Annotated in this window: 24 protein-coding genes; 17 read left to right on the forward strand and 7 right to left on the reverse strand. The window is 39.9% G+C overall.

The window, feature by feature from the left end; genetic code table 11:
- The first annotated feature begins 470 nt into the window (after window positions 1–470).
- The 7 genes from spoIIQ to fabZ all read left to right on the forward strand — a co-directional run bounded on the left by spoIIQ (window position 471) and on the right by fabZ (window position 6,662).
- Window positions 471–1,328, forward strand: a complete 858-nt coding sequence (gene spoIIQ, locus AC4D4B_RS07765) for a stage II sporulation protein SpoIIQ (RefSeq protein ID WP_490999587.1) — start codon at window positions 471–473, stop codon at window positions 1,326–1,328.
- Window positions 1,329–1,667: 339 nt separating this feature from the next.
- On the forward strand, window positions 1,668–1,934 hold the full coding sequence (gene spoIIID, locus AC4D4B_RS07770; RefSeq protein ID WP_139892089.1) for a sporulation transcriptional regulator SpoIIID: 267 nt from the start codon (window positions 1,668–1,670) through the stop codon (window positions 1,932–1,934).
- 189 nt (window positions 1,935–2,123) lie between these two features.
- Complete coding sequence (locus AC4D4B_RS07775) at window positions 2,124–3,125, forward strand: rod shape-determining protein (RefSeq protein ID WP_066103249.1); 1,002 nt, start codon at window positions 2,124–2,126, stop codon at window positions 3,123–3,125.
- Between the two features lie 782 nt (window positions 3,126–3,907).
- Window positions 3,908–4,741: a flagellar hook-basal body protein gene (locus AC4D4B_RS07780; protein ID WP_490999588.1), complete on the forward strand. Its 834-nt coding sequence runs from the start codon at window positions 3,908–3,910 to the stop codon at window positions 4,739–4,741.
- Window positions 4,742–4,777: 36 nt separating this feature from the next.
- Window positions 4,778–5,623: a flagellar hook-basal body protein gene (locus AC4D4B_RS07785; RefSeq protein ID WP_490999589.1), complete on the forward strand. Its 846-nt coding sequence runs from the start codon at window positions 4,778–4,780 to the stop codon at window positions 5,621–5,623.
- Window positions 5,624–5,635: 12 nt separating this feature from the next.
- Window positions 5,636–5,920 carry a DNA-directed RNA polymerase subunit beta gene (locus AC4D4B_RS07790; RefSeq protein ID WP_490995024.1) on the forward strand — a complete coding sequence of 95 codons (285 nt, stop codon included), beginning with the start codon at window positions 5,636–5,638 and terminating at the stop codon, window positions 5,918–5,920.
- Between the two features lie 307 nt (window positions 5,921–6,227).
- Window positions 6,228–6,662: a 3-hydroxyacyl-ACP dehydratase FabZ gene (gene fabZ, locus AC4D4B_RS07795; RefSeq protein ID WP_490999590.1), complete on the forward strand. Its 435-nt coding sequence runs from the start codon at window positions 6,228–6,230 to the stop codon at window positions 6,660–6,662.
- Between the two features lie 103 nt (window positions 6,663–6,765).
- Here the strand turns inward: fabZ and AC4D4B_RS07800 are convergent, their stop codons facing one another.
- Window positions 6,766–7,818 (reverse strand): SDR family oxidoreductase, encoded by a 1,053-nt coding sequence (locus AC4D4B_RS07800; RefSeq protein WP_490999591.1) that lies wholly within the window; start codon window positions 7,816–7,818, stop codon window positions 6,766–6,768.
- 372 nt (window positions 7,819–8,190) lie between these two features.
- Between AC4D4B_RS07800 and AC4D4B_RS07805 the strand changes: the two genes are divergently transcribed.
- Window positions 8,191–8,577, forward strand: coding sequence for a hypothetical protein (locus AC4D4B_RS07805; RefSeq protein ID WP_140461881.1), 387 nt, complete (start codon window positions 8,191–8,193; stop codon window positions 8,575–8,577).
- A 34-nt stretch (window positions 8,578–8,611) separates the two neighbouring features.
- Here the strand turns inward: AC4D4B_RS07805 and AC4D4B_RS07810 are convergent, their stop codons facing one another.
- Window positions 8,612–9,022, reverse strand: coding sequence for a YwpF family protein (locus tag AC4D4B_RS07810; protein WP_139892094.1), 411 nt, complete (start codon window positions 9,020–9,022; stop codon window positions 8,612–8,614).
- A gap of 258 nt (window positions 9,023–9,280) precedes the next feature.
- On the opposite strand from AC4D4B_RS07810, the gene ssb reads away from it, so the two are divergent.
- From ssb to AC4D4B_RS07825, 3 genes are all read left to right on the forward strand, one after another.
- Window positions 9,281–9,655 (forward strand): single-stranded DNA-binding protein, encoded by a 375-nt coding sequence (gene ssb / locus AC4D4B_RS07815; protein ID WP_490995021.1) that lies wholly within the window; start codon window positions 9,281–9,283, stop codon window positions 9,653–9,655.
- Window positions 9,652–9,840, forward strand: a complete 189-nt coding sequence (locus AC4D4B_RS07820) for a hypothetical protein (protein WP_066105730.1) — start codon at window positions 9,652–9,654, stop codon at window positions 9,838–9,840. The genes ssb and AC4D4B_RS07820 overlap by 4 nt, the downstream gene beginning before the upstream one ends.
- Before the next feature lie 208 nt (window positions 9,841–10,048).
- Complete coding sequence (locus AC4D4B_RS07825; protein ID WP_066105733.1) at window positions 10,049–10,492, forward strand: CBS domain-containing protein; 444 nt, start codon at window positions 10,049–10,051, stop codon at window positions 10,490–10,492.
- 37 nt (window positions 10,493–10,529) lie between these two features.
- Here AC4D4B_RS07825 and AC4D4B_RS07830 read toward each other — a convergent pair whose 3' ends face one another.
- From AC4D4B_RS07830 to AC4D4B_RS07845, 4 genes are all read right to left on the reverse strand, one after another.
- The gene (locus AC4D4B_RS07830; protein ID WP_490999592.1) at window positions 10,530–11,135 is read right to left on the reverse strand and encodes a DUF3920 family protein; all 606 of its coding nucleotides are present in this window, start codon (window positions 11,133–11,135) and stop codon (window positions 10,530–10,532) included.
- A 248-nt stretch (window positions 11,136–11,383) separates the two neighbouring features.
- On the reverse strand, window positions 11,384–11,980 hold the full coding sequence (locus AC4D4B_RS07835) for a hypothetical protein (RefSeq protein ID WP_490999593.1): 597 nt from the start codon (window positions 11,978–11,980) through the stop codon (window positions 11,384–11,386).
- Window positions 11,981–12,109: 129 nt separating this feature from the next.
- Entirely contained in the window at window positions 12,110–14,926 is a 2,817-nt protein-coding gene (locus AC4D4B_RS07840) for a DEAD/DEAH box helicase (RefSeq protein ID WP_490999594.1), read from the reverse strand.
- A complete protein-coding gene (locus AC4D4B_RS07845; RefSeq protein ID WP_490999595.1) occupies window positions 14,913–16,529 on the reverse strand; it encodes a hypothetical protein in 1,617 nt (538 codons plus the stop codon). The genes AC4D4B_RS07840 and AC4D4B_RS07845 overlap by 14 nt, the downstream gene beginning before the upstream one ends.
- A gap of 129 nt (window positions 16,530–16,658) precedes the next feature.
- Between AC4D4B_RS07845 and AC4D4B_RS07850 the strand changes: the two genes are divergently transcribed.
- The 5 genes from AC4D4B_RS07850 to AC4D4B_RS07870 all read left to right on the forward strand — a co-directional run bounded on the left by AC4D4B_RS07850 (window position 16,659) and on the right by AC4D4B_RS07870 (window position 19,976).
- The gene (locus AC4D4B_RS07850; RefSeq protein WP_490999596.1) at window positions 16,659–17,567 is read left to right on the forward strand and encodes an LCP family glycopolymer transferase; all 909 of its coding nucleotides are present in this window, start codon (window positions 16,659–16,661) and stop codon (window positions 17,565–17,567) included.
- Window positions 17,568–17,753: 186 nt separating this feature from the next.
- Window positions 17,754–18,083, forward strand: a complete 330-nt coding sequence (locus AC4D4B_RS07855) for a hypothetical protein (protein WP_490999597.1) — start codon at window positions 17,754–17,756, stop codon at window positions 18,081–18,083.
- A 247-nt stretch (window positions 18,084–18,330) separates the two neighbouring features.
- Window positions 18,331–18,576: a hypothetical protein gene (locus tag AC4D4B_RS07860; RefSeq protein ID WP_490999598.1), complete on the forward strand. Its 246-nt coding sequence runs from the start codon at window positions 18,331–18,333 to the stop codon at window positions 18,574–18,576.
- 129 nt (window positions 18,577–18,705) lie between these two features.
- Window positions 18,706–19,206, forward strand: a complete 501-nt coding sequence (locus AC4D4B_RS07865; RefSeq protein ID WP_490999599.1) for a VanZ family protein — start codon at window positions 18,706–18,708, stop codon at window positions 19,204–19,206.
- A gap of 125 nt (window positions 19,207–19,331) precedes the next feature.
- A complete protein-coding gene (locus AC4D4B_RS07870; RefSeq protein WP_490999600.1) occupies window positions 19,332–19,976 on the forward strand; it encodes a M23 family metallopeptidase in 645 nt (214 codons plus the stop codon).
- A gap of 13 nt (window positions 19,977–19,989) precedes the next feature.
- Here AC4D4B_RS07870 and AC4D4B_RS07875 read toward each other — a convergent pair whose 3' ends face one another.
- A complete protein-coding gene (locus AC4D4B_RS07875) occupies window positions 19,990–20,907 on the reverse strand; it encodes a helix-turn-helix domain-containing protein (protein WP_490995011.1) in 918 nt (305 codons plus the stop codon).
- 198 nt (window positions 20,908–21,105) lie between these two features.
- Between AC4D4B_RS07875 and AC4D4B_RS07880 the strand changes: the two genes are divergently transcribed.
- Window positions 21,106–21,465, forward strand: a 360-nt coding sequence (locus tag AC4D4B_RS07880; RefSeq protein ID WP_490999601.1) for a hypothetical protein, incomplete at its 3' end; no start/stop codon positions are given.

Below are 21,465 nucleotides of genomic sequence, written 5' to 3' on the forward strand. Positions count from 1 at the left end.
AATAAATGGTGGTTCCATTATAAAAGATGAGAACGATGGTCAAAAATCAGGAACATCTTATATAATTGAGCGAAAATAAGAATTAATGAGCGAAAATCGAAATTATGCGCTAAAAAATAATTAAATGAGCGAAAATCGAGATTTATGAGCGAAAATCGAATTATTTGCGCGAAAGAAAAATATATGAGCGAAATGAACTGAGATTGAGCGATAATATAAATTAGTTGTGTGATAAAAAGGGCCTTTGAGCGATTGCAAAGCTAAAGCACACTATTCCAGCTATCAAAAACATACATAAGCCCGCTCCACACAAAACTTGAGGAATTGAATTAGCCACTGGAGCCTATTCAAACAACATCGAATAATTTAAATGCTATAAATAATGTATTTCATGCATATTTTCAGCCTGTTTTACAAAAGATATAAATTTTTTCACCGTCCATGTATATATTTTCTGAAAAGTGTTCAGAATGATGACAGAGGTGATGAAAATGAGAGAGGAAGAAAAGAAACGATCTTCTCAGTCAAAAGTAAAAAGTATAATGAAAAAGCGTTGGTTTTTGCCGGCAGTTTATATTTTTAGTGCAGCGGTCCTTTTGACAGGTATTTTAGTTTATCAAGCAAGCGATGATGAATTTACGCAAGATCCATCCAAGAACAAACAAAACATTACGTCTGAAAATAATGAGCCATCTATTGAAGTGAACAATTCACTGGAAACCTTCACAATTCCAATGACCGAGGCAGAGTCTGCTGTCATTAAAAAGGAATTTTATGATGTGGATGGGGATACAAAGCAACAGGAAGCATCCCTTGTTGTCTATAATAATACGTATCAGCCTAACACAGGAATCGACTATGCCATGAAAGATGGAAAAGGCTTTGAAGTTACGGCTTCTATGAGCGGAAAAGTGAAAAGTGTTCAGGAAGATGCATTGCTAGGTAACTTAGTAGTTATTGAGCACGATAAAGGGGTAGAAACTCATTATTCCTCCATCAAGGATATTAAAGTAAAAGAGGGAGACACCATTAAACAAGGTGAAACCTTTGCCAAAGGCGGAACAAGTGCTATTAATGAAGAAGCTGGCACCCATGTTCATTTCGAAGTTAGAAAAGATAATGTTGCTGTCAATCCATTAGAGCATCTTGATAAACCAATCAGTTCATTGAAAGCTGAGAAAACGGAAGCCGATACAAAGGCTAAAGATTCAGCTGATCAAGAAAAAGAAGAAACAACTAAAAATCAAGATGATGCAGGTAATGAAACATCTGAAGACTCAAATGATAATCAAGAGTCCGATCCTAATCAAGAACCAGGTAACGAATAAAGGAAATGCCTTCAGGCTCTATTGTCTGGAGGCATTTTTTTCGACGTATTGCCTGTTATTTCTCGGGAAATAGTGCCCAGAAGAAGCTTGTCGAATAAGCTTAAATGGCAAGAAAACCAAAGAAGTCTTGTCCTTATTGCATGTTTTGTGCATAAAAGTGGAACCAAGCTAATAAACTTTTACAAACCTGACACATAGAGAATGCAAGAGGTGAAGACTCGTTAAATCTATCAGGGATCCAAGAAAATGAATTACTCATTCATAAAAATACATACTAAAGGCTGCATTACAGCGAATCAACATCTCGTACTTCTCAAAAAAATAGGGAGGGCGAGGAAATTGCACGATTACATCAAAGAAAGAACTATCAAGATTGGAAAGTATATCGTGGAAACGAGAAAAACAGTTCGCGTAATAGCGAAGGAGTTTGGTGTATCCAAAAGTACTGTCCATAAAGATCTGACTGAACGACTGCCAGACATAAATCCGGAATTGGCTAATGAGGTTAAGGAAATACTTGATTATCATAAATCAATCAGGCATTTAAGAGGCGGAGAAGCAACAAAGCAGAAGTATAAAAAAACAGAGGAAGAGCCGGTTCAGTAATTGAATAACAGGAGGAAGGGGCCGGAGGAAATCAACGGCCTTTTTAATTTGAGTCATATTCCCTACTCTGTTCCTGAATATGGCAGATTTTTTGGTAACATAGTTCCTTTTGTTCTACAAAATATGATAAAATTTTTAATTAGTACAGTAGAAGGAATTGTAGAGTTCCTTGAGGAGGATAATGAGGTTATGTTTTCGAGAGATATTGGAATCGATTTAGGTACTGCAAATGTACTCATTTATGTAAAAGGTAAAGGAATTGTGTTGAATGAGCCATCTGTCGTAGCCTTGGATAAGAATACAAATCGCGTATTAGCTGTTGGAGAAGAAGCACGCCGTATGGTTGGCCGTACTCCAGGACATATTGTGGCCATTCGACCGCTTAAAGATGGTGTTATTGCTGACTTTGATGTAACGGAATCCATGTTAAAATACTTCATTAACAAATTGGACGTAAAAGGATTCTTATCAAAGCCACGTATCTTAATTTGTTGTCCAACTAATATTACAAGCGTAGAACAAAAAGCGATTCGTGAAGCTGCAGAGAAAAGCGGCGGTAAAAAGATTTACCTTGAGGAAGAGCCAAAGGTAGCAGCAATTGGCGCTGGTATGGACATCTTCCAACCAAGCGGTAACATGGTCATCGATATCGGCGGAGGCACAACTGACATTGCCGTATTATCCATGGGGGATATCGTTACATCTGCATCGATAAAAATGGCTGGTGACAAATTTGATGCCGAAATTTTGAATTACATCAAACGTACATACAAGCTTTTAATCGGAGAGCGTACAGCTGAAGACATAAAAGTGAAAGTTGCAACCGTTTTTAAAGGTTCCCGTAATGAAACAATTGATATTCGCGGACGCGATATGGTGACGGGACTACCAAAAACCATCACAGTAGGTTCAGAAGAAATCGAAGAAGCATTACGTGAGTCCATTCATGTCATTGTTCATGCAGCAAAATCTGTGTTAGAGCAAACACCTCCAGAACTTTCCGCTGATATTATTGATCGCGGAGTAATTCTAACAGGTGGCGGAGCCCTGCTTCACGGCATGGACATGTTATTGGCTGAAGAACTAAAGGTACCTGTATTAATCGCAGAAAATCCAATGGATTGCGTAGCGATCGGAACAGGTATGATGCTTGATAATATCGATCGTATCACACGCCGTAAATTAGTATAATCACCAGAAGAAAATATAAAAACCAGTTCAGTCGATGAACTGGTTTTTTGTGTGGGTAAAGAGGGTGTCTTCTATTGGGGAGCAATGGGGTGCGTGGGAATGATTCATCTATGCGACAACTATTACTGGGATTTGGAGAACCTATGCTATACCTATGCGCTGGCTATGCCCCGGCTATGAGGAACCTATACCCGGGTAAAGGCGGGTCAAAGGTGCAGTAAAGCAGCTATGGTCCACCTATGCCCTGGCTATGAGGCAGCTATACCCGGGTAAAGTCGGGTCAAAGGCAGGTGAAAGGTGTAGAAAAGCAGCTATGGTCCACCTATGCCCCGGCCATGGAGCACCTATACCGGGGTAAAGGTATGTGAAAGGTGTAGAAAAGCAGCTATGGTCCACCTATGCTCCGGCTATGGAGTACCTATACCGGGGTAAAGGTGTGTGAAAGGTGTAGTAAAGCAGCTATGCGCCACCTATGCCCCGGCTATGAAGCGCCTATACCGGGGTAAAGGTGTGTGAAAGGTGTAGAAAAGCAGCTATGGTCTACCTATGCTCCGGCTATGAGGCGCCTATACCCCACCTTTGCCCCACCTCTACAGCATCTCTTCTCCCACACAAAGAGAAAAGTCGAAGAAAAAAGTCTCCAGTTAACTCCTACAAAGTCCACATATACTCCCACATTGTCGAGAGAAATCGATTTTTAGGAAAAAAGTCCGTATCTTATAAAATTATTCCCTATATAATGGTAATATGGGTGTTTATTAGGCCTATTTGGGGGTGGAAAAATGTTTAAAGGATTCTATACAGCAGCATCCGGTATGCTGGCTCAGCAATGTAAAACGGAGCTGCTTGCAAATAATTTAGCGAATGCCAACACGGTAGGATATAAAGAGGATCAAGCGAGTGTACGTTCATTTCCAGAAATGCTGCTTAGCAGTTACGAAAAAGTGAATCTTCCTGTTGAGGAATCAGTATCCATCAATCATTCAAAATATGTGGGTGCATTGAACACGGGAGTTTATGTCCAAGAGACGATTCCATCTTTTTCACAGGGTGATGTTAAAACAACCGACAATACTACGGACATGGCTATTGTAGATCAAGATATGCCTATTGATCCTGAAACGAATCAACCGGGTACGGGCCTGTTTACAGTTGAGACTCCTGATGGCTTGAGATATACACGAAACGGGAATTTTACATTAGATGGCTCAGGCTATTTAACAACTGCAAACGGTTATTATGTTCTGGATGAGAATAGGGAACGTATCCTTTTAAACTCCGAAAATTTTGCGATTAGTTCTGAGGGTGAAATATCTGAAGGAACATTAAATAGAGGACGAATTGGAATAAGCTTTAGCGCTACTCCAACTGCACAGCTCATCAAGGAAGGCGATGGATTATATCGTATCAATGAGGGAGAGCTGCCTTCTGCCTATACATTAAATAATGTTCAATTTGCTGTTCAGCAAGGTTCAATTGAACAGTCCAATGTGGATTCTTCTAAAACCATGACGGACATGATGGCTGCTTATCGTACTTTTGAAGCCAATCAGAAGATTGTACAAGCCTATGATCAAAGCATGCAAAAAACAGTCAATGAAATAGGTAAGCTGTAACGTTGATGTACGGATTGAAGAGGAGGGTAAATAAGGATGAATCGAATGATGATAACCTCATCAAATACAATGGGACAGCTGCAAAAGAAGCTGGAAACAGTTTCGAATAATATCTCAAATACTTCGACGACCGGTTTTAAAAGAAAAGAAACCTATTTCTCAGACATGCTGGCTCAGGAATTCAATAATCAGGAGCGAACAGAAAAAGAAAAAGGTCGATTGACACCAAATGGTATTCGAGTGGGTGTTGGTGCAAAAATGAGTCAGTCTCAGCTTAATTTGGCACAGGGTACTCTGCAGAAAACGGAACGTAATTTGGATGTCGCTCTTACTAATGAGAATTTATTTTTTGCCATTCGCACGGCAGAAGGCACTAGCAGTGAGCTCGGTTATACAAGGGATGGAGCATTTTATCTTAGTCCAGCTTCTGATGGTTCTGATCAAGTGCAATTGGTAACATCAAATGGCAGTGCAGTATTGGATGAGAATAATCAGGAAATTAGGATAAATGGTAACCCTAGTGATATAACATTTACAGATAAAGGCCAGTTAAATGTCACTACTGAAAATGGGATGCAATCATTTAACCTGGGGATTATCTCCGTCAAGAAGCCTCAATTTATGGAAATGATAAATAATAATACTTTCACTCTTCCGAAAAATATGGCACAATTGGATGTAACAGAAAACGACATATATACCCAACTAACCGGTGCTTTTAGAAATGAAATTTCTATGGTTCAAGGAAACTTGGAGCAATCTAATGTCGATATTAGTACTGAGATGACAGAAATGATGCAAACTCAGAGGTTATATCAATTTCAATCACGGACGGTTAGTATGGCCGATCAAATGATGGGATTGGTCAACGGTATTCGTTAAAGGAGTAAAAGAATGCAAGTGTTGGTTAATAATAAAAGTGAGCAGACTGAGTCTGAACCAAACAGTCGAATAGATAAGAAAAAACTGGATGAGAATCAGAAGATTAAAATCCGGTTAGTGCCACTTTGGGCTCGTATTATAATTGTCCTTGTGTTGACGATGATGGCCCTTGTTGGTGGAGCCATGGTTGGCTATTCCGTTATGGGTGATGGAAAAGCTATGGATGTGTTTAAGAAATCTACATGGACTCATATCGTTGATCTGGTCAATAAGAACACGGAGAATAAAGACAAATAATACGGGCAGGAAGGCAAGATATATCCCTTCCTGTTTTTTATTGGGTAGGAGAAGTTTGAAGAAAAGTGGTCTTACCACTTATACCTCTCCTTATAGTTTTCACGGGCCTACAGGATGTGACGTATTTAGTCTTCGTACAATAATATAGGTTTTTAGCTTTTTGATGTAATCCAGCTTCAGGGCCTAGGAGCTCAGGACATAAGGTAGCTGCTACGGGAGAGAAAAAACGCTCTCCCTGCGCACCTCCTCTTATGCTCCTCGCTCCTAACCAAGGCCCTTCAGCTTTATAAATAAAGGGGGAAATTATATGTTAGATATTCAGCAGATTAAGGAGATTATTCCGCATCGGTATCCGTTTTTGTTGGTTGATCAGATTTTGGAGGTTGATGAGGGGAAGCGGGCTGTTGGGGTTAAGAATGTGACGGCCAATGAGGAGTTTTTTAATGGCCATTTTCCGGATTATCCGGTTATGCCGGGGGTGCTGATTGTGGAGGCTCTGGCTCAGGTGGGAGCGGTGGCTGTTCTGATTAAAGAGGAGAATAAGGGGAGGCTTGCATTTTTTGCCGGTATTGATAAATGCCGCTTTAAGAGACAGGTGCGTCCTGGTGACCAGCTGCGTTTGGAAGTAGAATTGACAAGAGTACGCGGCCTTATTGGTAAAGGAATTGGCAGGGCGACTGTGAATGGTGAGCTGGCTTGTGAAGCTGAAATAACGTTTGCTTTAGGCAATCAGAAATCCTAAATCCTTAATACTCATATTTCAAAAATAAAGAGCAGAAGCGCCAAAGTGGACTGCCCAAAAAAGGGAAAGTTCACAAATAGCCTTCTGCTTTTTTTAACATTGCTTACTTATTTTGCATGAAGGTCGCTAATAGGCAAGCGCCAATCCCGGCTACCAGTACGGAAGTTAGGACTGGGTGTTTGGATGCTTTCACATAATAGCTTGTTTCTCGAATCCAGCCTTTATTGGTGCCGCGTTCATGCAATCCGTATCCAGCTTTGTACAGGGCGCTATCCTCCGGTGGGTTGGATGGACGGTCATCATGCTGTGTATGGTACATAGTCTTTTCCATAAATTTATCGGTAAGCCTTGGGGCAAACCGGCCAAGCATAGCCAGGAGTTTAGCCTGAGATCCAACATACATATCGCGTTTTGGATGCTCTGCGGCAAAAAGGATGGCCTCGGCTACTGTTTCAGGTGCATAAATCATTCCTATATGGGTCGGCTGCTTTTCCAGATAACTGCGAGCGTGCTCATTGTATGGTGTATCGATTCTTCCGGGGTGAATGAGCGTCACAGAAATTGGAGCGTTTTCTTTCTCGAGCTCCATTCGCAGGTTTTCCGTCCAGCCATGCAAAGCAAATTTGGCAGAGGAGTAGGTGGACTGGATAACGGTTCCCCTATCACCAAAGAAACTGCCGATATTAATAATGGCACCAGGGCCACCACGTGTTTTATAATGCTCGACCGCGATTCTGGATCCGTAAACGACACCCCAAAAAACAGTATCAAACATACGTCGCATATCTTTTATGCTGACTTCGGTTGTTGTTCCATAAATCGAAACACCAGCATTGTTTACCCATGTATCAAAGCCGCCATAATTCAAGATGGCTGTTTCAGCAATGTTAAGGACATCCTCTTCAACTCCAACATCTGCAGCAACCCAGACTGCTTCATGCCCCTTGCTTTTCAATTCGTAGACTAATTCCTGGAGGGCATCTTTATTCCGGGCCGCCACGACAACCTTAGCTCCTTTTTCAGCTGCCATCCGTGCCGTAACAAGCCCAATCCCGCTGGAAGCACCAGTAATAACAATTACCTGGTCTTTCAGGTCCTTTAAATGGAGTCTCTTCATAGATTGATCTTTCATCTGTTCGACTTTTTTTATATCCATAAAGTTTTCCTCGCTTATGATGTATGCCTTTTACCTTGAGGCCTTTATGCAAAATGCTTTCAGGAACTCTGGCTGTATTAGTATGAACCATCCAATCAATAAAAATTAGGGTAAGCATAAGCTGAAATAAGAGAAGTTTATTTTACAGTGAAGGCAATTTTCGCAAATACGTTTAGAATTTACCTGTTTGTGTTATTAAAGGAATATAAGCTAGTGTATATGCACTGGCACGTGGATAACCATATCACTTCTCCCTATTTGAAGGCCCAAATGTTTGGGCCTGCTTTTTTTTGCCCATCATAATCTGTCCTCTTCTGGGTAATCTAAAAACAGACCTGATCAGGTCATAAATGTATGAAAGGAGCATGCCGAATGCAGAAGTTTTATAAAGCGATTATGGGGGTTGCGTTGGCATCTGTATTAATGGTGGGGTGTAATAATAACGATGACAATAACCCGCCTCCAGAACGTAACAACAACCAAGAGCAAAATAACGGAACGAACGATAATAATGGGATAGATACGAACGAAAGCACAAAAGATAATAACGGTATGAATGGCAACAATAACAATAATGGCAATGGTATCAACGGTAACGATGATAATAATGGTATGAATGATACTAATGATAATGGTCAAGATTCTGAGTTAGATACAGATGTAAGAGAAGATGGGGATAGAATCAGGAACGATGCAGATCGAGGCGCAGACGATATCCTTGATAACAACAATAACAATGGTAAAGATAAAAATAAGTAACAAGTTTAAGCTGGCGAGGTAATCTCGCCAGCTGTTATTTATTACCCAGGCCTTCTTTAAAGGCGTTTTTTAAATCCTCACCATTATATCCTTCATCTACTAGTGTATCCAATAGGAATTCAACGGCTTCTCTTCTGCGATTGCGAATCTTTGCCCGAAACAGGATGCTGGCGAATTGATCCATCTTGCGGACATCAGCGATAGTTGCATCGAAGTAGGCAGGGATATTATCCTTCTTTGTGATGATACAGCTAACGGTAAGCTTGTCAGTATCAGCAGTGATTTCCTTGAAAAGATTGAAATGTTCATAATCAACGACTGCCTCAATAAGCCAAGTGTTAGCCTCATTTTCTTTATTAATAATTAATCCGTCTAGGATATGTAATTCGGTTGGATGCTGATTGTCTGGAAGTAACTGCAAGGAAACTAACTTAAAGGTTTTCATCAACTTACCTCCAATTTTAAATTATTATATGTTCATTATAGCATGGTAAAAAAAAGAAAAAATATTTATATTGTTTGTCGAAGAGTTTGTTAAATAATTCACAGATTATAAATATTGATTACAAACACCATATTTATATATTCAAAAAGGAAATTTGAGTGAAAATCTCCCTCTAAAGTCCCAAATCGCCTCTTTTACTTTTAACCATAACTCTTTTATGATACCTCTGTAAGCTATAAAAAGAGAGGTGAAGGTAGTATGTTAAATCAGGTTGCGCTTGTTGGAAGGCTGACGAAGGATCCTGATCTGCGTTATACACCGGAAGGCAAAGCTGTATCAAACATTACTTTGGCTGTTACAAGGAATTTTAAGAATGCAGATGGCGAGTATGGGACGGACTTTGTAAACTGCACAATTTGGAGTCGGGCAGCTGAAAATACAGCATCCTATTGTCAAAAAGGTTCTGTAGTCAGTATCGTTGGAAGAATTCATACACGTAATTATGAAAATCCAGAAGGAAAGCGTACGTATGTAACAGAAGTTATAGTGGAAAGTGTTAACTTTTTAGATCGTAAACGGGTGAATAACCTTCATGAAGGCAGTCTGGAAACGAACGCAGTGCCTATTTTATGAACGAGCGGGAAGTAGTCGCTGATTTAATCCGAATCGTTGGCAGTGTAAATAGCCGTGTATCCAAAAGTGAGTCAGATTTGAGAAAAATCGAACAGACTCTGCAAATCCTCATAAAAGAATTGTCTAACATGAAGGAGCTTCAATATCAATTATGTGAACAAACGTATCAACTCCACGAACATTAATCCCTCACAAACATAATCTGCACACAAAATGCCTCCAATACACTTATAAAAGTTATACCCCCTCTTGATAGCCGCCAATGCGCGGCTTTTTTCAGTTTTGGGATAATTATTTTGCTAAAAGGTAAATTTCTATTAGAAATCGAATTGAAATTATTGGTAAGATAACGGTAGATACATATTTTCTTATTACAGCCAGGAGGGATTTAAGGTGAAAGCAAAGGATTTCATGATCAAGGATGTAATTAGTTTAAATGAAGAGGCAAGTATTAAAACATTGCTGGAAGTTTTAATGAAACATAAAATCGGAGGACTTCCTCTGGTCGATCCAAACAATAAACTGTTGGGGATCGTAACAGATGGGGATGTCCTGAGATATATGAACCCAAAAGCCTTCATTTCCTCTTATGTCACTTATATAGAAGAGTTGGATGAAACCTTAAAATCAAAAAGTGAATCTCCGGTTAAAGCAATTATGAAGAAAAAAGTAGTCTTTGTTCGAGAAGAGGATGAGCTTGAGGATGTACTCAAGCTGCTGGCAACACACCATTTCAAAAAGATACCTGTAGTCAATGAAAATCGTGAGGTTGTGGGTGTAATTAGCCGTGGAGATATGATTCGTAAATTAGGCGAGTTACTACTTGAAAAATTGTAAGAGAAAGGAGGCTCATTCCTGAGTCTCCTTTTTATTTCTATTGGCGTACAATTGTTACGTAAAAACGTCCCCAGCAGCTTTGCCATAGGAAGTCGATATTCAAAATGGTGTTAATGGAGTTGCGATGCTTCTCAATCATCCTTTGGGCAAACATGTTAGCATCCCGTTCAACCCATTGTGATTGATAGCCATTGCTGCCTGTGTTGACATAAGGTGTATTATACTGCCTCTTCATATAGACACGCTGGTAGGCATGGCGAATTTCATGAAAGAGATCCTGAAGTAAAAAGAGCTGCATAAGCCCGCGCTCGTATTTTTTGTTTTTTACCTTATGGTTAAAGGGAAATAAAGCAATCTTACCAAGCTTATGATATCCGCCCAATGTGCCATTTAAAGAATCCTCATAACACCAATCATCAATAAATTCCTTTCCATAATGGGTTCGGTCTGCGATGACTTGATCTGGATGATCGTATATGGAAACGGTCATTCCTAAGTATTTATAATCGTCATAAAGTAAATTGAGTATTTGTTTAAGCTGGAAATCGGATAGGATAGTTGAATGATTACGTAAGACTGTTTTCGCTAGTCTAGAGGGGCGATTTAAAGTACGTTCAAAAGAGATTTTTTCTTCTAGGATCATTAATGCAAGCAACTCCTGTTAATTAATCTGGCTGTTTTAATTGGGCATATACTATAATATGCTAGGCCCGTGACTATACATTCACAACAAATTACTACATAAATGGATATAAAAATGTGGAAAAAGAAGGAATAATGTAGAAAAGTATACAGTGAAGAAGAAATTTCGTCAAATAAGTGGGTTGATTGTATTTAAAAGAGGGTAAGTAAATAAATTGCTTAAAAAAAGAAAGAGGAAATCCTCTTTCTTTATTTATACAAATTGCTATCTTGATTGATATATAGAGTCGTTTCATAATACATATCCTCTCTATATTGATCGGATAAATTTTTTTCAATCGTTTTATAGGTGAGATATGGGGTATCTTCCTGTATGTGTTTAATCTTTACTTGGGTAGAAATTTCCTGTTTATCGCCATTCTTCCCGACAGTTAAAAATTTCACGTGTACGGTAGGTGATCCCTTTTTTAGATGCATTGAAGAGATTGTCTTGTCACTATCTGTATTTGTTGCCTCTACCTGTTTAATGGAGCGCCTCTCTTCAGGCTGTGAATCCAAGTAAGCAAGTAAATAATCCTGTTTCCATTTTTCCTCATCAAGTGAATAATCATATTCAGAGATCGTCGTATATAAGTGAAACGCGATGAAGCCAACAGCGGCCAAGGAAATTACTCTTATACCAACCGCAAAACTGGATAAAGATCTCCAATCACGTATGACATGATAGAAAATAGCTATTCCAATGATGGTCCAACAGATCACTGCAATATACGTAAGCGGTGCATCAGCTAAATCTTGTGTCTTCTCAAAAGTTTGTACAACCTCTTTAAAACTCAGTTTCCTCACCTCTTCTTCCCTTTCTTGTTACTAATAACTGTAAATTATTTTATTTGTATAATCAATTTTTATTATTTCGACTTCCATATGCACAAAAAAACCATCCCCCAAATATGAAAAGGGGATGGCTTAAAAACTTTACCTTTCAAGCACCAGCAAATCCTTTAATTCGTCTGAGGATAGCTCGGTGATCCAATTGTCGCTTTGGACAATTTCATCATTGAGCGATTGTTTTTTCTCCAGCATAACGTCAATTTTCTCCTCAAGTGTACCGGAGGAAACCATCTTATGGACATGTACAAAGCGCGTTTGTCCAATACGGTAGGCACGGTCAGTTGCCTGATTTTCAACAGCTGGATTCCACCAGCGGTCATAGTGAATGACATGGTTGGCAGCCGTCAGGTTAAGCCCTGTACCGCCCGCTTTCAGGGAAAGTAGAAGGATCGGAAACTTGCCATCCTGAAAATCGGCCACCATGGTATCCCGTTGTTTTTTATTGGCGCTGCCGTTCAGGAATGGAACGACATGACCATAGCGGCGCTCAGCGATTTGCTTAATCATATTACCCATTTCAATGTATTGGGTAAAAATAAGCACACTTTCATCCTGTTCATAAATGATATCGAGCAATTCGATTAGCTTTTCCATTTTTCCGGATCGATGAAGAATATGCTTTGGTGCCTCTTCCTTTAAATAAAGGGCAGGATGATTACAGATTTGCTTCAGCTTGGTCAGCATTTGCAAAATAAGCCCTTTCCGTTCGAAACCGCTCAGTTTTTCAACTTGATCGAGCGTATCTTTAACAAGCTGTTCGTATAAAGCAGCTTGCTCCGTTGTTAGGTTGATAAACTCCTTTTGCTCCAATTTATCCGGCAGATTGAGAGCTACCTCTTCATCCTTTTTCGTTCTTCTTAAAAGGAAAGGCTGAATAAGCCTTTGCAGGGTAGCAATTTTATTCTTATCACCATTGCGTTCAATCGGTCCGGCAAAGTTTTTATCAAATTGTGTTTGTGAGCCAAGATAGCCTTTATTAATAAAATCAAAAATGGACCAAAGCTCACTCAGTCTATTTTCCATTGGAGTACCGGTTAAGGCGATGTGATGAATGCCTTCAAGCTTACGGGCAGACCGGGATTGTTTCGTATGGGAATTCTTGATATTCTGCGCTTCGTCGAGCACAACTGCATTCCATTGCATGGATAAAAAGTCTTCCTCATCCTGATGAAGCAAACCAAAGGTTGTCAGAATCACATCGGCATTGCCAAGCCCATCCTTAAACTGTTCACCCTTCATACGACTTGGGCCATAATGAAGATGTACGTTCATAGATGGAGCGAACTTTTCAAACTCCTTCTGCCAGTTTCCGAGCACGGAAGTCGGACAGACAATCAAGGAGGGAGATTTAGCCGGACCATTCTTCGCCTCAACCGCTAACAGATAGCTGATGAGCTGAATTGTTTTCCCCAGACCCATATCATCGGCCAGACAGGCACCGAAACCATATTCACGTAAGAACATCAGCCAGCTCATTCCCTGTTGCTGATACGGCCGCAATTCGCCATGGAAGGCATCTGGCACCTGAACAGTCGGGATATCCTGAAGTGAGTTGATGCGCGTCATAAAGCGTCTCAGGTCACTGTTCAGCTCAAATTGGATTCGCGCGTAATCCGATTCATTCTCATCATCGGGCTCCTCATCCTGTGCGAACTCCTGCTGAAGTAAATCATTGATACGCAGTCCTCGCTCATCTGCTTCCTTCTTCAACTCCTGCATGCGCCTCATTAAGGCAGGGTCCAGTTTCACCCAGCGTCCTCTAATATAGACAAGCTTCCGTTTTTCCTCAACAAGCTTGTTAAATTCCTCCTCGGAAACCTCAGCGCCATTGACGGAGAAACGCCAATTATAATCGAGCAAGGCATTCATACCCACAAATGATTTTCGGCGGCTTGGTGAATTTTTCACTTTAGCCTTCATGGCGATTTTGGCATCCTTGATTGCCTGCCACCAAGATGGTAATAGAATTTCTACGCCAAGCATGTGCAGGACCTCGGAGGCATCCGTTAAGAAATCCCAGGCCTGATCCTCAGTGACAATATCATCAATCCAAGGGAAAATATCCTTCCAGCGAGCAATTTCCTTCTCAGCCATCTCTATATGCTTTTTCCAGGCAAAAGGAATCCTATGGCGATCATCCCAAACGAAAAATTGCTCTTCATTTCGCTTGCCGCGCATAAACGGTTCTAGCTTCCATTGGTCAACCTCATCACCCGCTGCAAAATCAGGCTCGCTCAGGCGCATTCCCATAGAAAAAGGCAATTCATCTTCTTTAGCACCGGTCCATATTTCCCAACGGTCTCCGTCAAAGAAGCGGCTGAGTACCTTGGTGGAGATATTTTTTTCAGCAAACAAATCAAGCAAATCACCTACGCGATGATTGCCGGGACGGTCTTTAATCGCTTCATTTAACCATTCCTCCGCAAAACGCCGAACCGTAATGGTTTGGATTCCGTCATGCTCGTGTCTGGCCATTTCCTGTTCCCAAAAGGAGTCCTGAAAGTCTTCGAGTATTTCCTGTGGGAGCGGGAAGGTAATGCCGTCTTGATTACTATCGTTAAAATCAGGCATAACCGTTCCGTTTTCAACGGTTTCATATAAGGATTGGGCTAAAGCTAAACTAATGGATGCCCAATTGGACCAGGACCAATTAATAAAGCTGTTGAAAGGCTCTTCTGCCAGCACCTTCATCCATTTATGGGCGCTCATGAGGACACCGCTTTTACCATCAAGTGTTTGGATATCCAATTTGGTCCCAAAGAAACTATCCGCGTCCCAAAGAAAGAAACTTGTTGCCCACAATTCGGCAGGAACGGGCTCACCCTCATCTGTTCCATAAATAAAGACGCGTCCGCCTTCAAGTAATTCAATTTGAATATGAAGAGTTTCAATCAGCTGCATCAATTAACTTTCCTTTCTTTAGTTCTTCCTGAAAAGCACGTAATCGCTTATTATCGTCGCTGATGTATTCAATATAAGATTCCCAAACGTTTACGCGCTTAAGCTTTTTATAAATAGTTCTCAGCTTTTTCAGATAACGGACCGCTTCCCGGTATGATGAACGGTTTTTAGCTGCAATCAAATTAACGACCTGCAGATGAAGAATAGGAAGGAGAACTTCCGGCTGTTCCTTTTGAATTTCCTTTGTTTGATTGGCCCACTCGTATAGGACATCAACACGCTCAGCAACCTGGAGCTCAACCCATTTTTTATACTCCTTCTTCTCATACAAATAGTGTGAATATGGAATAAGGGAGTAAGGAATGGTTTCCCTTAGAATACGCTCCAGTAAGTCGAACCGTTTGGCGGCTGAGCAAAAAGGACGAATTATTTGCAGGGCATTATATAAAAATCGAGTTCTCTTATACTCCTGAGTCTGATAATCATGCAAATAAGCTTTAATATTTTTTGAGAAGAATTCAACAAAGGGAACCATTCGTGCATGTTCCTTTGCATTATGCAGTTCCTCTAACACAAAGGTAAGGAAGAAGCAGGATATTGGACCAAGCTTATTTAAACATTCTAACGCCTGCTCATCTTTGCCATCGACCATATATATGTGAATCATCATCCAAAAGACCAACTCAATTTGCAAGGAGTCGGCGAGAGCCGGGAGCTGGTTTGACAAACGATCTATTTCAGCCCCGCGTTCTTCTTTTGTTGTAATGATATTTGTCCAAATCGTGCGATAGATATCCCAGCGATAATAGCCGCTTCCCATTTCACCGGTTGGCAAATTCTTTGTTTCATCAATCCAGGAATGGATAAACTCCTCTGAATCAAATGGACGGATAGAGGATTCAAACCGATGAACTTCATCCTTAAAGGCAAGGAACAGTTCGTGAATCATGGATTCCAGCAGTTCTTCCTGAAAGTGATCCTTCGTACGGCTTTGCAGATCAAATAAATGTACCAAGCCCATATAATAGGCAATGCTGCGGTATAAAGGCACCCATTGCTGATTGGAGGGCTCGCTGCGCTGAATCGCACGCTGAAAATTAGACGCAGAGCGGTTTATCCCGGCCATAAAGTAAGGAGGGATGGCTAACTCTTCCCGTGCGGTACGGATAAAAAATTCCTTCCAGGCATTGTATGTATGCTCCGGTTTAGCAGGCTTGCTTTTTTCTTTATATACTGGGCCATTTTTTAGTGATTCCTTTAAACGAAACATGGGATCTTCTTTGTTCTTCCAATGATCCACCCATTCCGTTACGCTGGCTTCCTTGCTGTAGGCAGCAAAGAATACAGCCAGCTGATGCCGGCATAAATCAATCGCTGGACAGGAACAAGAGCTATTGCTTGGAAAACTTAAATCCAAAGTGACGTTCACCTTTGTCACGTCCTGTACGACACCTTGAATAAGATCAGATTCGATCGATAGCTTTACCACTGTCCCTTGACGATAAAGAACAAGACCCTTCGAAACTAAATTAACATCATTAGTTGATTTAGGAGAGAGAATATCCGAAATTCGCTCCCCGTAGAATTTAAGTGCATCGTGCATATATCATTCTCCTTACGAGACAGTTTAACCAAGTTTAATCTTAATTGTAACAAAACTGATCAAAAAAACGTATGAAAAGGGGGAGGAAAGTAGAAGACTAAAGATAAAAACTAAAAAGAAGAGAATGCGATGAATGTAAATCGAGGTGCAGATAAACGAAAGAAATATAGATGGTTATGGATTTCCGGCTTTGTAATTGTGATTGTCCTGGTTGTCGGATATCCTATTTATCAGGCCCTTCAAGCAATAAAGGATCCACTGCGGGAACGTCAATCACCCTATAGAGAAGAACAGCTTGATTTAACTAAAAAAGAGCCATTTTCATTATTGCTGCTTGGTATAGATACAAACGGCAGACCGGATACGACAATGGTCATAACGGTCAATCCGAAACACAATAATATTAAAATGCTTGGTATTCCACAGGATACAAGAGTGAAAATTGCTAGAAGCGAGAATTGGGACAAAATCAGCGATGCCTATCAAGAGGGAGGAGCGGAACTGTCGATGGAAACAGTTGAACAGTTTTTGGGAATCCCGATTGATTATTATGTGAGCATCAATACGGATGGAGTGGAGGAGCTGGTAGACGCTATCGGAGGTATCACGGTTGAAAACCAGTTAGACTTCTCTTATGATGGCCAACATTTTGCTAAAGGTAAAATCCGGCTAAATGGGGAAGAGGCTTTGGCCTATATGCGCATGCGCCAGCTGGAGCCAAATGGAGAAGAAGGGCGGCAGCAGCGCCGGTATGAGGTGATTGGTGAGGTGATTCGAACAGGTGCCAATATCCGAAGCTTAACTAACTATGATCAAATCGCCACTACCTTAATGAATAATGTAAAAACAAATATCACAATTTCAGAGATGATAAAAATAAAAAATAACTATCAAGAGGCTGTTCAGAATATCGATCAGATCAGTATGGAAGGTACAGCTGAAAAAATAGATGGAATCTATTATGAGGTCATTCGCGCGGAAGAGGTCAAAAGAATTAAAGGAATTTTACAAAAACATATGGAATATTTTGGGGATTAAAGGTAGAATTAAGATACAAAATATTCATCTAGGAATATTCCTGGAGTTATAAAAATAAGCGACAGAGCGAGCATTTTTGCATAAACATGTAAGAATATTGGTGTTTTACTCATATGTGGTCAGGCCACCTTCATAGGCACTCCTGTTATACTAGGAACAAATAACCAATGAAGGAGGCTGGGCATAGTGGAGTTAAACGTAAAAGTACAACCAAAGTTTATTGACGGTGAGTGTTCAATTGAATTTTCGTTCTCTTTTGATTGGGAAAACATGAAAATTGGTGAAGCGGTTATTCTGACATGTGAAGAGGAAATGGACGCTCAACTTATTGAAGAAAAGCCAATGCTAAACCCGAAAAAACGTGAAACAAAATACCCGAAAATTGCCTTTGTCACGGACCTAGTAGTCATTGACGGACATAAAACAGCCGCTATTAATGAAATTAAAAAATTTCTAAACGTCATTGGAATCCAAAATATTCGATACCAAGATAATCGACTAGCCAGTATGGCATAATTCATATAAGGTAAGACCAAATTTAGCTCTTAGGGAGCGGGATTTGGTCTTTTTACTATGTTGATAATGCAATGGATTTCCCTTATGAATATTTCGGAATAGATAATTTCCTTATACATGACTATGAATGAACCGTATTTTGCAGGAAAATTATCCTCTAGCGTGGAATTAAAGTCATGCAGAGGAGGTGGATGTCATTTGAAGAGTATAGAAGGAAATAAAAGCGAGAAAAAGATTTGTTAGAGACATGACTTTTTTAACTATTTTAACTGTCATGTTGATTATATCGAGTATTGGGACCTATTCTTCTTTCGTGCCCCTGAACTATGTCTATATAGCAGGTTGGATCAAGTTAGTTACGGTAAGTCTATTGACGGGATATTTTATTTATCTTAATGAAATAGCGTTTAAAAGAGCAAACCCTATAGGCTGGCTTTTAGTCATCATGTGCATGACCTATACAGCAATGGGATTATTAGCCATGGTATTTTAATTCTCCTCATACAGATAGACAAAAATACATGTTACAATACGAATTAATCAATCGATTAATTAAAAGAAAATTTCCATTTTGCAGGCCTTTGGCATTTACCTTACCGATGAATTCCGCTAGGATAGGAATATGAATAATGCTAGGAAAAAGATCATATACCGTTTAATACTTTTATTGTTGATTGTGGGAGTTATATTTTATTCCTCTTCACAGCCTTATACCGAACAAAATATCCAACCGTTGCTGAGTGAAAATTTGAAGCTTCCTGATTCGATAGTGGCTTTACTTTCAAAAATAAGCTTTACGTATGCTGGCATGGAGGTAAGTGTGCAAGCATTAGGGTTGCCGGCTTTTATTGAGTTTTTTATCCGTAAGGGTGCCCATTTTGGCGTTTACTTAGTAATGGCGTTTATATTGGCCAGTATCGTCAGAGTATGGATACAGCGAGCAGTGAAGGTAACTGCAATCACGATGGGAATTGTCTTTCTATATGCCTGCTCAGATGAATGGCACCAGTCATTTACAGGGGACCGCACGCCACTCTTTCACGATGTGATGATTGATACAGTGGGTGGACTGACCGGAGTTGTTTTGTATTTTGTATGGAAAAAATATCGTAAGCAACATTAAATTGGAGAGCCTTGTTTTTAACATAAAAAACAGGCTCTCTTTTTGTTTTAAACTACGAAATTATCCAATCCGTTCCTCCATGCCTGCATAATTTATAAATAAGACAAGCATGGAGGAGATGGAAAATGGACTTTATTAAACCGTCTCTCGGTAGCTACACGCAAAGTTATAAATCCAAGAGTCATTTCGGAGTAGATATCGCGTTGCCAGGCAATGTAGCAATCAGAGCTGCCGCAGATGGAGTTGTCAGTCGCTCGTATTACTCTGCAAGCCATGGAGAAGTTATTTTTATTATCCATAATGTACACGGACAAATCTTTGAAACAATATATGCACATATGCGCCGCCGTTCCAGAAAGTATAAAGAAGGAGACAAAGTCAAACAGGGGGATGTATTGGGGTATATGGGTTCCACAGGGGATGCCACAAACCAGCATCTTCACTTCGAAATTCATAAGGGCCGGTGGAATATCAATAACACTAATTCCGTCGATCCACGGAATTATATAGAAAAATCATTGGCCCCGGCTCCTAAAAAGAAATTTGTTGTTTTACCTTCAGGTTCTACGTCATGGCGTGTTTACCCATTATCTAAGTCACCCACTACAGGTAATGAGTCAGGCTACCTGAACCCGAAAAAATATGGCGGTCTCACCTATGAAATACTCGGCAATCCGCAAAAAGATGTATATACCATTCAGACAAGCTCATTTGGGAAAGTAAATATATACGCAGCCTCTTCAACGGGCGCTAAGATTGTTACGGTATAATAGAAGAAGCTGATCATTCTATCATTTGATCAGCTTCTTTTAATTCTGAATAACGCGCTTCTAATGATTTCTTTTTTTCCTTTACGAAACTCATAAACCTCGTATCTTCATTTAATTCAAAGATCGAAATAGCCTTGTCCACATAAAATATAGATTTTGAATAATCACCAAGTTTTTCGTAATTGTAGCTAACTTGATAATGTAATTCAGCTAAAGGAAAGAGATTGTCTTTTTCTATACAGTATTGGATACCCTTTTTACAATATGTAATGGACTCATCGAATTGTTTGATTCTTGTATATACTCTTGCGATGTTATAATAAAGCCGTGGAAGGATGGAATGATCGCTAATAAAAAATAATTGAGATAAGTGTGCTTTAGCCTCTAAAAAAAATTTTAAGGCAATTTCATTCTGATTATCCGTAACATAGACTGCTCCCATGGACATTAACACTTCTATTTCCCGCTCATTCCAAACTTTATCTAAAACATGCGTTAAGTCAATTGCTGATTGCAGCAGTTCTATTGATTTTTCTGCATTATTATTTACAGCATGCTCGTAAATACCTTTATGCCATAAAATCAGCTGTTTGTTACGACCATTTTGAGTGAAAAGCGGATTATTCTCTTCTAATTTTACAATTCGGTTCATCTCATCATAGAGAAGATGGCGACGAGTTAGGCGCAGTTGCCTGCTTACTTCGTTAACATAGTCTACTCTGGGAGTTGAGCCAATTTCGAAGAAGTAGTTGACGTCCACTCCCAGCTTCTTTGAAATAAGGTATAAAGTATTAGCATAAGGATATACGTCACCTTTTTCAATTTTACTTATCTGTGCTTGTGTACAAATCCCCTGTGCCAACTCATCCTGAGAAAGTTTAAGCGATTTTCTTAGTTCTCTAATTCGTTGACCAATTGCGGAGAAGTCCATTGATGGCATCCCCTTTCCGAGAGTATTCCTAAAGTTATATTTAAAGGCAAATAGTTGTGTATTTGCTTGTTATAAAGAATAAAATGAATCTAAAGTCCCTGAATTCATCAATCTAATAAAAGTAAATATATGGTTAAATGTATATATAATCATAAATCAATTATACTTTTAAGTTTAATAATGAAAAGGGGAATTCAGATGAAAAAGAAAATTATGTTAATCGGTGCTTGCGTGTTAGGAATCAGTGTTTTTTCAATTTCTACATCTAAAACAGACCTTGCAGAGCTGCCAACACAGTACAATGTGAAACCAGCACAAGTAGCAGAGCTGCCAACACAGTACAGTGTGAAACCAGCACGAGTAGCAGAGCTGCCAACACAGTACAGTGTGAAACCAGCACGAGTAGCAGAGCTGCCAACACAGTACAGTGTGAAACCAGCACGAGTAGCAGAGCTGCCAACACAGTACAGTGTGAAACCAGCACGAGTAGCAGAGCTGCCAACACAGTACAGTGTGAAACCAGCACGAGTAGCAGAGCTGCCAACACAGTACAGTGTG

The organism is Pradoshia sp. Z6_59 (assembly GCF_058267515.1).

Excerpts from the sequence above, each read along its gene's own strand:
- AC4D4B_RS07800 (WP_490999591.1), bottom strand. The coding sequence starts at position 7,818 with ATGGATATAAAAAAAGTCGAACAGATGAAAGATCAATCTATGAAGAGA.
- AC4D4B_RS07790 (WP_490995024.1), top strand. The coding sequence starts at position 5,636 with ATGCAAGTGTTGGTTAATAATAAAAGTGAGCAGACTGAGTCTGAACCA.
- fabZ (WP_490999590.1), top strand. The coding sequence starts at position 6,228 with ATGTTAGATATTCAGCAGATTAAGGAGATTATTCCGCATCGGTATCCG.
- AC4D4B_RS07810 (WP_139892094.1), bottom strand. The coding sequence starts at position 9,022 with ATGAAAACCTTTAAGTTAGTTTCCTTGCAGTTACTTCCAGACAATCAG.
- ssb (WP_490995021.1), top strand. The coding sequence starts at position 9,281 with ATGTTAAATCAGGTTGCGCTTGTTGGAAGGCTGACGAAGGATCCTGAT.
- AC4D4B_RS07870 (WP_490999600.1), top strand. The coding sequence starts at position 19,332 with ATGGACTTTATTAAACCGTCTCTCGGTAGCTACACGCAAAGTTATAAA.
- AC4D4B_RS07775 (WP_066103249.1), top strand. The coding sequence starts at position 2,124 with ATGTTTTCGAGAGATATTGGAATCGATTTAGGTACTGCAAATGTACTC.
- AC4D4B_RS07875 (WP_490995011.1), bottom strand. The coding sequence starts at position 20,907 with ATGGACTTCTCCGCAATTGGTCAACGAATTAGAGAACTAAGAAAATCG.
- AC4D4B_RS07830 (WP_490999592.1), bottom strand. The coding sequence starts at position 11,135 with ATGATCCTAGAAGAAAAAATCTCTTTTGAACGTACTTTAAATCGCCCC.
- AC4D4B_RS07785 (WP_490999589.1), top strand. The coding sequence starts at position 4,778 with ATGAATCGAATGATGATAACCTCATCAAATACAATGGGACAGCTGCAA.
- AC4D4B_RS07780 (WP_490999588.1), top strand. The coding sequence starts at position 3,908 with ATGTTTAAAGGATTCTATACAGCAGCATCCGGTATGCTGGCTCAGCAA.
- AC4D4B_RS07840 (WP_490999594.1), bottom strand. The coding sequence starts at position 14,926 with ATGCAGCTGATTGAAACTCTTCATATTCAAATTGAATTACTTGAAGGC.
- AC4D4B_RS07845 (WP_490999595.1), bottom strand. The coding sequence starts at position 16,529 with ATGCACGATGCACTTAAATTCTACGGGGAGCGAATTTCGGATATTCTC.
- AC4D4B_RS07860 (WP_490999598.1), top strand. The coding sequence starts at position 18,331 with ATGACTTTTTTAACTATTTTAACTGTCATGTTGATTATATCGAGTATT.
- AC4D4B_RS07805 (WP_140461881.1), top strand. The coding sequence starts at position 8,191 with ATGCAGAAGTTTTATAAAGCGATTATGGGGGTTGCGTTGGCATCTGTA.
- AC4D4B_RS07850 (WP_490999596.1), top strand. The coding sequence starts at position 16,659 with ATGAATGTAAATCGAGGTGCAGATAAACGAAAGAAATATAGATGGTTA.
- spoIIQ (WP_490999587.1), top strand. The coding sequence starts at position 471 with ATGATGACAGAGGTGATGAAAATGAGAGAGGAAGAAAAGAAACGATCT.
- AC4D4B_RS07820 (WP_066105730.1), top strand. The coding sequence starts at position 9,652 with ATGAACGAGCGGGAAGTAGTCGCTGATTTAATCCGAATCGTTGGCAGT.
- AC4D4B_RS07865 (WP_490999599.1), top strand. The coding sequence starts at position 18,706 with ATGAATAATGCTAGGAAAAAGATCATATACCGTTTAATACTTTTATTG.